At 40.5% G+C, this 14,025-nt stretch carries 10 protein-coding genes; 2 read left to right on the top strand and 8 right to left on the bottom strand.

Annotation, left to right across the window (positions count from 1 at the left end; all coding sequences use genetic code 11):
- Positions 1-305 precede the first annotated feature (305 nt).
- The 7 genes from NSB03_RS18130 to NSB03_RS20925 all read right to left on the bottom strand — a co-directional run bounded on the left by NSB03_RS18130 (position 306) and on the right by NSB03_RS20925 (position 12,144).
- Positions 306-1,712: a hypothetical protein gene (locus tag NSB03_RS18130; protein ID WP_024988519.1), complete on the bottom strand. Its 1,407-nt coding sequence runs from the start codon at positions 1,710-1,712 to the stop codon at positions 306-308.
- 10 nt (positions 1,713-1,722) lie between these two features.
- Complete coding sequence (locus NSB03_RS18125; protein ID WP_257466562.1) at positions 1,723-3,276, bottom strand: ATP-binding protein; 1,554 nt, start codon at positions 3,274-3,276, stop codon at positions 1,723-1,725.
- A 3-nt stretch (positions 3,277-3,279) separates the two neighbouring features.
- Positions 3,280-11,289 (bottom strand): AAA domain-containing protein, encoded by an 8,010-nt coding sequence (locus tag NSB03_RS18120; protein WP_257466561.1) that lies wholly within the window; start codon positions 11,287-11,289, stop codon positions 3,280-3,282.
- 97 nt (positions 11,290-11,386) lie between these two features.
- On the bottom strand, positions 11,387-11,605 hold the full coding sequence (locus NSB03_RS18115) for a helix-turn-helix transcriptional regulator (protein ID WP_128824484.1): 219 nt from the start codon (positions 11,603-11,605) through the stop codon (positions 11,387-11,389).
- A gap of 99 nt (positions 11,606-11,704) precedes the next feature.
- Complete coding sequence (locus NSB03_RS18110) at positions 11,705-11,839, bottom strand: hypothetical protein (RefSeq protein ID WP_220702001.1); 135 nt, start codon at positions 11,837-11,839, stop codon at positions 11,705-11,707.
- 22 nt (positions 11,840-11,861) lie between these two features.
- Positions 11,862-12,023, bottom strand: a complete 162-nt coding sequence (locus NSB03_RS20930; RefSeq protein WP_371826235.1) for a plasmid mobilization protein — start codon at positions 12,021-12,023, stop codon at positions 11,862-11,864.
- Positions 11,992-12,144, bottom strand: coding sequence for a plasmid mobilization protein (locus NSB03_RS20925; protein ID WP_371826236.1), 153 nt, complete (start codon positions 12,142-12,144; stop codon positions 11,992-11,994). Before NSB03_RS20925 ends, NSB03_RS20930 begins: the two co-directional genes overlap by 32 nt.
- 760 nt (positions 12,145-12,904) lie before the next feature.
- On the opposite strand from NSB03_RS20925, the gene NSB03_RS18105 reads away from it, so the two are divergent.
- Positions 12,905-13,303, top strand: coding sequence for a helix-turn-helix domain-containing protein (locus NSB03_RS18105; RefSeq protein ID WP_024988523.1), 399 nt, complete (start codon positions 12,905-12,907; stop codon positions 13,301-13,303).
- Complete coding sequence (locus tag NSB03_RS18100; protein WP_024988524.1) at positions 13,293-13,595, top strand: helix-turn-helix domain-containing protein; 303 nt, start codon at positions 13,293-13,295, stop codon at positions 13,593-13,595. The genes NSB03_RS18105 and NSB03_RS18100 overlap by 11 nt, the downstream gene beginning before the upstream one ends.
- Positions 13,596-13,658: 63 nt before the next feature.
- Here the strand turns inward: NSB03_RS18100 and NSB03_RS18095 are convergent.
- Positions 13,659-14,025: site-specific integrase (locus NSB03_RS18095; RefSeq protein WP_257466560.1), on the bottom strand; the 367-nt coding region annotated here is incomplete at its 5' end.

Here is a 14,025-nt window from a genome sequence, read left to right as displayed (position 1 = left end):
AACCTTTTTGGGTTTGGTTCGGATTTGTGTTCAAGACAAAAGAAAAAGCAGCTACGATTGGATTCGTAACTGCTTGACCTTTAAAAGGTGGTCCCACTTGGGAAACTCCACTTGAAATATATCCTGTAAATCAAAGATTTCTCTTGCTTGCTCCCAGCATCTCCAACATCCGCTCCCGAGGCGCATTGCATCGCTCTGCTCCGCCGAAGCCCGAATCACTCGCAAGTCCTCTCACTTGTCAACTGCAAATATAACGAATTTCTGAGTCTGATTAGTGCCATCACATAGTTAAAGTAAATCAAAACCTAGAGTTTTGATAACTCATCTATCAACGCAGGCCTGCGTGGAGTACGTGATTTCTGTTCTATTACAATCTGCTCCGCCTCCTTTGACCCTCCATATCTGATAAGCTTTCTTATATATGCGACACCATTACGGTATGAATCGCGACTGGAGGCTCTTTGAAAGTAATTTCTAACGTCAGCAGCATACAATTTGATTATTTCCTCTCTGAATAGCTTTTTAACTTCATTGGGTGCTTCATCAATTTCGTAAATAGATGGATCCTTTCGTATATAGTCCATATACTCCGACCACATTTTCTCCTGTGTATAAATGTAGAGGAGCCGAGGAAATGCTTTTTTCTTCTGCGTCTCGGCTATCAATGAAGTTACATAGCTTGGCCATTCGTTTTGAGGAACAAGAGACTTAAGTACGGAATACATCGAATCCATATAAAATTCCTTTTCTCCCCATCTGCCACCATTGAAAAAGAAATGTCGGGCCAACTTGAGTTTATTATCTCTGTCTCCGATCTGTTGATAGACCCTATACTCCCATCTATGCCAATCGGTGACAAGTCCGGCATAATCGGCATCATGATTTACTCCTTCTTTGGCAAGCCTGAGCACCTCGTCATAATCTGCCTTATCCCATACAATTTGAATAAGCCTCTTACGAAAATCCGGATTAGACACATTGTCATACATAAACTTGATTTGATCTTCCTCACTGCCTCGCCGTGACATTATTTCAAGTTTGTATTTCTGTGCCATCTCAGCATTATGTTTTGCGCTCCAATTATCGTCATCATCATTGGACTTGATGGCATCCAGAGCCTTGACTACCATATCCTGTTTTTCAGGAGTATCAGCAAGTGTGATTGCCATTTCAATCCAATCCCACCACCAATCCCATCCTTCGAGATCTTTGTCCTTAAAGCGCGAAAGCGCGAGATCAAAAATTTCAGATTTAAGATTTTCCGGGAGCAACTCATCATCACATAGTATATGCCATTTTTCAAAGCAAGCACTAACTATAGCGCCTAATTCTCCGGCACTGTCATCACCACTGTTGAGAATATCCTCAGAAATTGAAGCAATTCCCATGAGCACGGCCACAGCAACCTCCCATTGGACATTTTCCATTGCCTCATCCGCCTCATCAAGAATGCGAGTCACAGCACGATTAAAATCGAAGGTGGCCCGATATTCAATGTAGCCATGTCGGTCCGAATAATCCTCTATCAAATCCTCAACCCGTGAAGCATATTTTGCCGAATCCGGTTTAAACAGCGTCCCCGCTCCAAGCGCGAGAAACCTATCTTGAAGCTGTTTACTGTTGCAACATTCTTTTCTGATGAAATCAGCAAGTTGTTTCTTATCGAGCTTCGACAAAAGCAAATCTAGCTTATCTATATTCCTTGTTGACATTTTTCTATGTTTATGAATTCTTGTTAGCGGATTTCCACTCTTTAGCGACCTCGGTCAGACGATATTTCTGTTTGGGGTGCTTGAGTTGATCTGGATAAAGTCGCTCGATGGCACCATCCGATAGGGCCGGGGTGAGATAATTCTCTCTAAATCGTTTGACACTATTTAAATTGAATAATAACATTATATCTTTGAGAGACATGTAGTCTTCACCCATCAATTTAATCAATTGGGATACTTGGGTCGTACTTGGGTCGTACTTGGGTCGTGCTTGGGTCGTACTTAGGTCGTCCTTAGCCGGTGGTTGAGCGGTAGTTGGGCGGTAGTTGAACGGTTTGTCATCTTCCTTGGACGGCACTTGAACGGTACTTGAATCGTCTTTTACAGGTCGTTTGAAGGTAACATACACGAATCCTCCATCCCAACGCCAGGAGGGTTCTTCAACGCCTTGCTCGCGGCAGGCTTCGATGATGCGGCGGATGCCGCTGCCCCAGCTTTCAAGGAAGGTTGAGCGGTAGAGGGCGTGTGCCATATTCCGATTATATGGGTATGACTCATGCGAATCTTTGATAGTTTCGGCTGTAATTTTGGGTGGAAGTATGCCGGGGTTGGCTATCTCAACGCGGTCATCATAGACAGCGATACTGATTGTCAGATTAGCCTTCTCCCATTGGCGATGTGCCAAGGCATTGATTAGAGCTTCTCTCAATGCGCTCACAGGTACTTCAAGACGCTCCTCTCTCATAAGGCTTCTGTTCGTGATCTTACCGCTGAGATTAAGATGCTTGAAGAGGAAAGCCATACCTGCGTCAAGGAGGTCGAAGAAGTTTCCTTCAACACGTTGATTGTCGATGAATTCGAGTTTATCATTGCCGAGGAAACGCGCCAATCTTAACTGGAAGTTATCGTAAGGGTAAATGTTATTGGAGAAAAGCATAGCCGCACCATTGGTCGGCGCTCCATTGACAGTCAGTTTCCATTTTGCCAATGTGTCCTCAATCGGAGCTGTCAGAGCCGACTCCGGGATTCGTCCGCCTTCCACACCAAGCCTGATGCAACCAAGAATCCTGTCACGGTTCAAATCAGAAAAGCTGACACCCCTTGCCGGAAGCGACTCCCATGAGTATGAATGAGGTTCATGAATGCGAATCCGCTCATCATACATATCACGAGGCATAATCTTGGTAGTACTCTCAATCTTGTAGTACGGTCTGCCACGGAAAGTATAAGGTTTCTCTCCCCATTCCCAACCATCAAAATGGAAAGCAATCACTTTGTTACCCGGATATTCGGGCACATCGACATAAATTGGTGGAATATCGTAAGCCGGCTCCAGTCCCGCAAGAGACTGCGCAATCTCTCGCTTGGTATCATCGGTTACTTGTTGCCCGACAATCTTCAGCGACTTCGGCGCGACACCGAAAATCAGCCATCCGCCCTCGGTATTGAGAAACGCACACGCAGCGTGCATACCGTCTTTCAGTTCGCCGGTAGTCTTTTTCAGCTCCAGAGTCCGCGACTCATCAGAAGCAATCAGTGCCTTTATATCGTCAATCGTCATCATTCTTTAATCGTTAATCTGAATATCAAGAGCGGTATCGCTAAGTCGAATCTCATATCGTTTATCAGATGCAGCCGAAACATTTACAGGCATATGACAACGCGAGCCGCTATTTTTAGCAATAAAAGTTTTATCGCCAAAAATTATCTCTTCAATGTCAAACGCATGGAGTTGCTTAAAACCAGCAGGCAACAAGCGCCCAATTTGCTGGTTCATGATATACGGCAATTTATCGGCGTTCGTTTTACTCTTATGTTCGGGCTTGACCTCGGGCCATAAGAAGAAAAGATAATCCCTTGCGCGACTCATAGCCACGTTCATTATGTTCTTGTTGTTTATGTGTGTGCTGCATCCTGAATATATGTCAGGATAATTCATTACGACAATCATAATATCACACTCTCCTCCTTGGAAAGAATGAGCAGTACCACATTTTACCTTACAGTTTTGCGTACTAATATCTTTTTGCTCAAGCAATTGCTTTATGGCTTCTTTCTGCTTTCCATAAGGAGTCACAATTCCGATAGTATAGTCTATGGTCGGATGATTTTTTGAGATTTCTTTTGCGATATAAGCTGCAAATTCATATGCGAAAATCGCCGAATATACATGCACCGGGGAATTATCAACTTTGTTCCAGCCATATAAATAACTTAGCATTTCAACGTTGAAACCAATGGCATTTGCGGTTTCTACATTTAGTCCTTTTAGATTCAATGGCTTTTGCTTAGTTCTGTTGGGATTAGTCTTTAAAAGCCCATCATAGCAGAACTTACTTACCATTCCACCTATTTGAGGAACTGATCTGTATTGCGTATCCAATGCAGTTACCGGATATTTGAAAGTATTCTCCTTTGCAAGCTTGAAACTTGACAAGCCTACCATATCATAGATATTGCATTCTTCAATATCGTGAGGAGTTATTGGTCTAATCTGATTTGGATCACCAGCAATGATAAATTTATCCGCTTTCTTATTTAATAATAAGAGAGTAATGTCGATTACATCAATCATTGAGGCTTCATCAACAATAATGTAATCCCATTTCAGATCAAATATATTTTCAGAGAATTGTCCTTTCCGGACGGTATCATACGGATATCTGGCTATTGTCGTTATTATGACATTTTTATTTAAAGACATATCCATATTATGTCTGTTTTTTAGACAGCCATAATGTTCCTCTGCCAAGATGCGACTTTCGGTTACACCGTATCTTGATGTATACTCTCCTGCAAACGTATCAGTACACAGCCTTTCCGCTATTTCATCAGCAGCCCTGTTTGTAGGTGTTAAGACCAGAATATTAATCTTATAATTTGTTCTGATTAAATCCGAAATGGTCTTGACAAGTTGATATGTCTTGCCCGTTCCGGGAGGACCATAGATAAAACTAATGTTATCAGGCAACATCGTTCTCAGATTTGACGCCATCGTGTAGTTATTCTGTAGCTTTCTGAAACGAGATACAAGATGGTCTGTAAATCCGCCCATACTTGTGGCTTGAATCTGAATTCTTCTTCCTTCCATTGGGTTGCCTAAATCGGTTGAGCAGATTAAGTCTACACCGGTTTCATCAGCCTCAATGACTCTCGCATCTACCTGATAGCGTTTGCCATTAGTGATTACTGAAACTATTTGGTTATTGTAATCAGCGAATGACATAGGTATATACCCGTCTGGAGATATTAGGCGATACAGATTCTGATCCGGATTAATTTTACACCAATCATGGAAATCTAATGTAACTTCTCTTGCCGAATATGACTTCTGGTCCTCCAAACAAACATCAAGCCGATAGTTAAACCATTCAAGAGTATATTTGGGCACTCTATTCAACATTTCACGACGGCTCAACTTTTCACGAGCAGTACGTTCTTGTTCTTTAGCCTTTCTTAACTCTTGATTTCCAGTATTCGAGCGAGTATTGCGATTATCACCGTAATCGTTACCGCTTCTTGCTGACGAATCATAAGCATCTCCGTATTCAGGATCAGTTTTGGGCGTTTCCTCTGGATCGAAAGTAGCCCCTTCGTCTTTTACTAAAGGCTGGTCAGATTTGGGCGCAACAGGTTGCTTCTTTGCGTCCCTTTCCCAACGCTCATAGCTCTGTTTCTTGAAATCCCCAGGATCGCTTTCATCTGATTCATTATGAGAGTTACCATTGTTGCTTGAGTGACCATCATTTTCAGTATGATGATTATGCCCATTATCCTCCTCTCGATGGTCATCATGATAATCTCCTGTTTTTGAATAATCAGTATTTTCTGACGAATTTGGATTCTTTTCAGGTTCTTTTTCTTCAGAACCAAGTTTCGAATTATTTTCATTAGAGGAGTCGTCCTCATCATTTGCAGCCAATTGTTCTACATCCGTATTGATTTGAGCTTCATCATAATCATCAACAGACAACCCTTCCTTATCATCTTCGCTTAGATAATTAAGGAAATTAGTAGGCAACTTATCTATCTCTTTAAGTATGACCTTAAAATCCTTGTAGAAACAAGTCTTGATGACATTAAAATCGAACGCTTTTAAGAATGGGAATTTCTTTACAATCCATTCGATAATATCACCAAATGCAGCTCCATTCCAATTCCCCACATACCAAAGAGTATTCAATTCTTCAGTGTATGTCAGCAAATCAGCTGAGAGAGCATCATTCTCAGTCCAAAAATATGATATTGAATTACAAATTCGTATATCTGTATCGGCTAATTCTTTCTGAATTGTTTTAAATTCCTCTTCCCAAGTTTCAGGGTTATGTCTATACGACAAATATAACAATCTCTTTGTTATCTCTTCTATTGCCAAATGGTCGATTTCACTCTTGTCATCGTAAGTGTGGCCAAAGTCATCATTTGTCAATATTCTAATCTGCAAGATTTCACACAGCTTGTTATAGTCATCTTTTCCAGATGGCATCTTGGAAATGACTAATTTGCTAAAACCAAAATTATCTTTTAAGATACTATGGTTTTCCGCCCATTTAAGTGCAACAAGATTTTTGATGGGTTCCCAACTCTTTTTACCACAATACCACCGCGCTTCTTCTCTAAAGTTTGTTACATATCCCTGCTTTATCCATGCAGCAAATTGTTCAGGATGATCAGTTGCAAATTTAATCATTGTTTTATAGACAATCTCACGGAATGCAGGATTCTCCGTCTTTAGATAGAGAAGACAATCTTCAAACGTTAAGGCACCCTTTAGCCCTATGAGATAGCCTTTGGGGATAGTGACATCAGGTAAGTTAGAGTCTTTCTTGCCAATTGCTGCAACCATCTTACACAATTCGTCTATTCTTGAATCATACAAGAATCCAGGACGCTTGTTTCCCGATTTAGTTGGTATGCATCTTACATTATACAGTGTCTGCGCCGTTAAAATGGAATCATATTGAAGTGAATATTGCCCGCTATTAGTGGCTACAAGAAATTCACGCCAGAAGTATCTTGAAAATTTTTCATTTTCAAGACATCCTATAGTCCCTTCTGAAAAATCATTACGCACTCCAAGTTGCCAAATGAAGAATTTCCTCAAGTTTTTAATATCACCATATTCGGCGTATTCTTCACTTACAAATGAAAGAGTATTGACTTCATACTTCATAAAATCGCATAGAGGCTGATATTTGCTGCTTAAGTACAACTTATCACTCTCTACTTGATTCCCTCTTGTAGTATAAAGTATAATCTTCTTTCCGTCAAAGAGTTTCTTAAATTCATCGTCCTCTCCATCTTTGCGATAATCATCAGCCAATGTTGCAATGATTTTATAATGGTCAGTTGAAGACAAGAATTGATCCTGATTATCAATGAAGAATCGAATCTTAGTATTCCTATAAACTCTCGCGTCACTTCTTAGCTTGCTAAAGCGCCTACTAATCTCAACGATTAACTTAATGACATTATCTTTTAACCTGCCATTATCGTTGCATTCCTCAATATATAAGTCTGATACCAGATTATTGATAACAATTTCAGGATAAACGGATGTGGAAAGTCCCACAAAGGAACCGGACACAAGTGTCTCCTTCACTTTGCGATAAATTCCATCTTCACAAAGCAAATATAAGTCTTCTAATTGCTTAAGCCGAACCTCATCATTATCATTTATCCATTGCGTTATATCATTTACATACGGCGCCAGATAAAAGACAACATTCTTTCGCTTATAGTTAGCCAGATTAGGAACAAGCTTATTTAAGATGATATATTTTGCGGTTATATTTATACCGAGGGAAACAAATAATGGTCTCCAATTTCGAGGATTACCATCTTCAAGATAGCGATCTGAAACGAACAACGGATTCTCGATGAAGTCTGAGATCAATTCATGAGTATTGTTAGCAATTGTGAAATCCTCGGCAGAATACATTCGTTTACCATCCGTCTCGAAAGTATCAAGAGAAGTTAGAATCGGAAGACCTCTCAGTTTCCTTAACTCGGATTCATCTGACGTAAAATCTACTATCCATCGCCAGAATCGAATATTACGGGCTTTATCAATCGTTATATACTCCTTTACTGCTTCACGATTAGAATCTCCACCGATATATTCAAGGAAATTATCCTCAGCTAACTCACAATTACCCAATGACAATAAATACTCTCGATCCAAATCTGACTGACAGTAATCCGGATGGACAGAATCAAGCAATCTAATGGGGACTATATCTTCTTTGATTATGTTTGTGAGCAAACCTGACGGCAAATAATGATCGTCTGATTTATCACATAATACGCCATCTGAAGATTCAGGTGACGATACAAATATTGAAGCTTGTTTAAGGGTGTCAATATCCTCTTTGGTAAATTTTGTGTAAATTTTGCCAAAGTATCGGTGGAACAACAGGTTGTTATTTTTAGTTGATAAAGTTTCGTCATAATCCTCAAGATTTTCAATTACCATATCCCTTAAGTAAGAAATCAAATCAAAAAACTTGATACCTACTTTATCAAAATAGTCACGCCCGTCTTTGCTTTCAAACAGCGGACGATAAATGTCGTCCAAGACAGTGAGCTGAGTGTTATCAAACCAAGGCTCGTCACATAATACATCTATCTCATCAGAATGCTGATATACAGTAACGTCTGATAAGAAGTCATCCATTGCATTACCATCATCTTCTCCTTCATAAAACAATGGTATTTCGCCGAACCGTTCACTCTTAAAACTTCCTGCTATCTCATTACGATGGTCAAACAAGAATTTAAGGAACTCAAAACTAATCTCTTTGGTATCAATCAACTGAATTATCTCTGACCAGCATCCATTCAGGCATTTATTGAAAAAATCTGAGACAGAGAATTTGTTGGCAATAAATTTTGATGTGAAAAATTTACGCATAGCCTCTCGTTCCTTACCTACAAACGTCGAGAGGTATTCATCATCAACTACCCAACATGATTGTTTAGGAAGCCATTTCTCATAAAGAAAGTTTCTCCAATTATCATCTTCCCAATATAATTGCATAGAAAGAGGAACCAGTTCCTCGTCCGTTCCATCATTGGCAAAGATAACCAGTTTCGATTTTAATTCGCTATCTAAAATTATCTCTTTTTCAATTTTTTGGAGAAAATTATAGAATGCGATATTCGTTTCTTTCTCGTTTATTGACCCTATTATATACTCTAACCGTTCTTCAGGGGAGATGATTTCATCCCAAGCTATTTTAGCTGAAATTGGAACAATAGAGTTCTTTGTCATGAAAACGGTCAGAGCCTCCCAATAATCAGAAACGTAAGTACTATGAATGAAATGAATCCACGCGGAGTCAACCCACGCTTGTTGTCTAAGCTCATCACCAAAATCATCTTGAACATATAGGTTTGCAGTTCCTTCAACCACTTCACCATTATTCAAGTATATAGGCATCGTAGATGGAATCCCTTTTGTATATGTCCTGCCATTACCACTCGCTGTGGCAAGGAAACCAAGGAAGTTTACACTGTCATCTTTTGTCCGAATGCGTTTGGCGTAATTAGCAAGATCAAATTCACTCGCCAATTTATCAGCCTCATCGACAGAATTGTATGGTTTGAATGCAGTTGAAATACGAGAGAATTGTTCGCACATGGCCTCTCTAACTTTTACATTTAGACGAGGCAATTTATCCTCGAACATGTAAAGATACTCCAGAGCCTCATCAATATTTAGAAATATTGATTTACCTGAAGATATCGTCATATCCTCTGCAAGGAAAATAGAATCGTTACATTCAAGTTGATAATGAATTAGAGAGCTGCGAAATAAGAAATCATAATATCTTATTGCATTTTCCGTGGATTCAGACAGCCATTCCTTGAACTTGGTATTGCATGAAATTTGGACATAATCGTCCTTATTCAGGATAGTAGAATTGCTGGAAAAGCGAGATATCAGTTTTTGGGCATTTTCATTCAGCCTGATATCAGGATGAGGGAGATACAAATTCCACAAAGTTGACTTATTACATACTTGATAGAAGTCCTTATCAGACATAACGGGCTTCTCAGATATGATGAAGTCGCGAGTCTCAGATATTATTCTATCTATTGAAACTATGCGATATACTCCGTTGTCATCAACCGGGATGCAGGGAAGCTTTACAATTTGAGCTACAAATCCTCTCATGAAGGCGTTCCGATAGGGATCCACATCCTTAAATTCGGGTAATATATCAAATACGGAGCCTAAATCATACCCATTACCTTCTTCCAATAAAGAAACCCACCAACTTGCAAATTCTTTTCCGGCATCCTCAAGAAGTTTAATGTTCCATTCTAAGTCAGGGATACTCTTTCGTGAAGCATCTGGTACAAAATCAGCATTTAACAAGAAGGGGACATGAAGTCTCTGTTCTGTGGGAAGATAATTATATATCTTAGCGTCCTCAATAGGAACAATCTTATTGCCATCTCGTCGCACTGCAAACGAGATAGAAATCTTTTCTATCTTCTGGAATTTTTCGGGTATCTTATTCCCTTCTTTTATACTTTTCTCAAGGATTTCTTTATAATCATCGCCCACAGGAATATGGAGATCGTCTTTAATTATCCATTTCTCCCTGTCTTTGGAGACACTAAAGGCAGTGTCTCCATCAATTACAACATCAACGTGATCTACATGTGGAATGAACACAAGAATTTGGTCATCCGAAAATACCTTCTCAAGATTTGGCTCGTTCTCTCTTGCATCTCTGATGTGACGTAAAGCAAAGAAGACGTTCATGCCAGAGGGTATGCTGTTAAAGACAGATTTTATCTCATCATCAACTTCATCCATCGATGTTGGAATGGGCATATACTGCCAGTTCCTCTTATATCCTCCGGGCTTATTGATCTCCTTTTCATCGAACCTTAAATTCCAACCGCCTGAGCTCAAGAATACATAATCGTTATTTACAAAGACGGACTTAAAGCCCATGCCTTTGTAGCCGATTGTTTCGGTATTATCTCGTTTTTCGCCCTCATTAACAGTACAAATCGCGGCAATATTTTTAAGGTTGAAAGGAGCTCCTGAATGAACTAAAAACAGATAGTTTTCAGTTAAGATAAATTTTACTTCAACAGGAATCTTATTATTGTTTATATCCTTACGGGGGTAATCGTTGGAGTTCTGAAGTAATTCATAAATGTATGTATGGGGAGCACCAGTAACTTCGCGATTAATCATTTCCTGATTCTGATTTGCATCTTTGCGAATAGTTCCCCTCTGTCCCTTCTTCTCATCAAGACGGACTTGCAGCATCTGCGACTTATCGACTTCTCTGATATTTCCGGTGCATACAAAAGAATAATTCGCTTCAGAATCACCCTCTATGCTCCAGTCAAATTCATAAAATTCATTTTCGGTAAGGTCTGTGCGTGGGATATAGATCTTTGCTTCGATAGGTTTGCCATCAAAGTCCTCAATGCGTTCACCAGCAGTTCCGCGTAGGTCATCAAAGTAGCCACGAGAGCCCTCTCGATGAAACGTACCGATGATATATGTTGATTGAATTTCTTCTTTTATGTTGTCGATAAAACTCATGTTCTAATTAATTGTGACGGAGAAGTCATTTATTTCTGATTGAAGCGTTTATATTGTTGCAACCCATATTGCAAAAAGATTAGTTTTGTGATTTTCATCAATTAATAAGGTCTTTTGCTTCTACATTCAGTATTTTAGCAATCTTGACGAGCATCTCAAGAGACGGTTGAGCTGTATTTGAGCACCATCGAGAAACTGTGGCTTCATTCTTGCCTAATTGCTCGGCGAGCCATTTACCTTTCTTGTTTTTCTCTGCCAAAACTACTTTTAAACGATTGATACGGTCGTTCTCTATATCTATTGAGTCTATTATCATAGGGACAATTTCTTGATGTTATTTGCAAGGTTAGTAATAATTCTTGGATTAACAAAGGATCATGCTGTAAAACATATTGCATTCCAGATGTGTAGGGAGCTATTCCCGGTCTTTTTCTCGCCAATATGAATCAAAGTCGTTGGCGAGAGAGACAATCTGGCGGTTCTCTTTTACGAGCGCGATGATGGCTTGTTCCAGTTTATAGAGAGCATGCATTGCTTTCTTTTGCTTCATGTTGAATTGATTAAATCGGTATTCAGCGATTACGTCGTAATTCAGTGAAGTGTTGGCGGATTTGCTTCACGACTGAGTCATATTCTGCACCTATAGTTCGGTAATGGGCGTTGAGAGAGGAAAGCTTATCAATGAAGATACGTGTATTGTCATCAATATGATGAACCTTGAAAGTCTTGCCCAAAAAGCTGCATATTCATAAATGATGATAGTGATGCTACTCCAGATTGTTTGTGCATTGCCATGAGGGTTGCCTCTTCGGTGGCATTGAAGTTTACTGAGCAACGAAAAGTTGTTGCATCAATTTTGGACGGTTGCCAGATTTCTTATTTTCTTGTTTCATGGGGTATATTTTAGTAGTATGGCTGGAATCTGCCAACCGCATGTTTCTTAATGGTGATTACGACTTTGGAGTAATCGCAACACTAAACATTGCAAGGGTTATGAGGCACTAATTGAATTTTGCGTGCCTCATAACATACCTTGCCATGTTCATGTGAACATCCGAACGGATAATCAGAAGATTGAATTAGAGTACAACGCAAAAATCAGTACACTGTCATATTATGTCTGACGCAATGAAAGGAAGCCGAGCGCCGGTTCTTGCCGGGCATCCTTGATATAAATGCGCGTTACTTCCTGCGACTTTCTGCGTGACATACGTACATTTCTATAACATATACCGCAGGAACAATGGCTATCGAAATAAAAAAGTTGGGAAAAGTTGAGAAATATATTGGAAAAGTTGGGAACTGCCTGACAATCAGAAATCTTTTTGAGTATCGGGGTCGTTCTACTTGCACAGAGGCACAAATGCTGACGGCGGCAGAGTGATGATGAGACATCCGCATACAGACAAATATCCATCCCTGTCTGCATATCGCAGAGTGCCAGCGTAATAATGTTGCAACATAGCAACGTTACAATGTTCCAACATCATAATGTACCAACATTTCAACGTTGCAACATCCGGCTATGACTGTCGACCAATGTCGACAGACACAAGTAGGTGTGTAAATAGCTGTCCGGCGACAGACGTATGTGACAAGGCTTAGATCCGGAACGATGCCTGAACACAATTTATATGCCGGTTCAAATGATTCAGGCAGAACAGTCCCGGACATGGCTATCAAGCCGGGCGAACAGTATATGTTTAATATTATTTTCAGAAATGTTATGGACTACATTCTTATTGAACGCGCCATATTCAATGCCATTGTAACACGGATAACTGAGTATTCGGCGAAGATTGAAATGGCAATGGGCAATCTCGGCTGCCATCCACTCGGCAACAGGGTTGACAATGAAAGGGCGCAAAGACTTCTCCATCGCGGGAAACGGTCGTTGCAGTCGCTACGCTCCTCCGGCAAAATCGGCTACACCATCATTGACGGCAAGGTGATGTATCCGCTTAAAGAAATTGAACGTTTCATCTCCCAGTCATACAGAAAGGATGGCGGATAACTTTCAGGCTATATCCGGTGATGAAATCGCCCGTATATTCCACGCCCTTGACAGACTCGATGACGGAATACGCGACATTGACGAGCTATGCGGAGATTACAATCACGGGCGATACATCACGGACAGACAGCTTGGGGATATTCTCAACGTGAGTAGGCGGACGCTTGCCAACTATCGGGCTAAAGGCGAGTTTGGATATTACGATCTCCCCGGCAAGATACTGTACGACGAGAAAGAAATCGAGCAATTTCTGCAACGCCACTATCTGCCGCCATTCAGAACTGATGATTAGACACAATCCACCCCGACTGCGGAAACGCGGCCGGGGTGGATTATGCTATTTTATGATGTATGATTATTTTTGAGAACCGAATTTAGCAGCTAAACCACCTATCTGTTCCGCGATGGATTTGTCTATTACTTTTGCATAGATCTTGGTGGTACGAATGTCGGAGTGTCCAAGCATACGAGCTATAATTTCCATCGATACGCCATTGGCGAGCGCAAGACAAGCGAATGAATGGCGCTTCTGATAGAATGTCAGGTGACATCCCAGACCGCACTGTTCGGCTATGATTTTAAGGCTGCGGCACAGGTTACAGGTCTGCGGGACGTAAAACAATCTTCCGTCCTCGCCTTCCCCTCTGTATTTTTCGATAATGCGGAGAGGTATGTCAAGAAGTTTGATATGGCACTCCGCCTTGGTCTTCTGCCGTGCGATG

The sequence above is a fragment of the Bacteroides acidifaciens genome, from assembly GCF_024623065.1.
GTDB classification, from domain to species: Bacteria; Bacteroidota; Bacteroidia; order Bacteroidales; family Bacteroidaceae; genus Bacteroides; species Bacteroides acidifaciens.
Note: the sequence above shows the minus strand (reverse complement) of the source record. Positions and strands in the feature narration are given on the sequence as shown.

Bases quoted from the DNA above. Each gene is read 5' to 3' on its own strand.
- NSB03_RS18130 (WP_024988519.1), bottom strand. From the start codon at position 1,712: ATGTCAACAAGGAATATAGATAAGCTAGATTTGCTTTTGTCGAAGCTC.
- NSB03_RS18125 (WP_257466562.1), bottom strand. From the start codon at position 3,276: ATGATGACGATTGACGATATAAAGGCACTGATTGCTTCTGATGAGTCG.
- NSB03_RS18120 (WP_257466561.1), bottom strand. From the start codon at position 11,289: ATGAGTTTTATCGACAACATAAAAGAAGAAATTCAATCAACATATATC.
- NSB03_RS18115 (WP_128824484.1), bottom strand. From the start codon at position 11,605: ATGATAATAGACTCAATAGATATAGAGAACGACCGTATCAATCGTTTA.
- NSB03_RS18110 (WP_220702001.1), bottom strand. From the start codon at position 11,839: ATGAAGCAAAAGAAAGCAATGCATGCTCTCTATAAACTGGAACAAGCC.
- NSB03_RS18105 (WP_024988523.1), top strand. From the start codon at position 12,905: ATGCCTGAACACAATTTATATGCCGGTTCAAATGATTCAGGCAGAACA.
- NSB03_RS18100 (WP_024988524.1), top strand. From the start codon at position 13,293: ATGGCGGATAACTTTCAGGCTATATCCGGTGATGAAATCGCCCGTATA.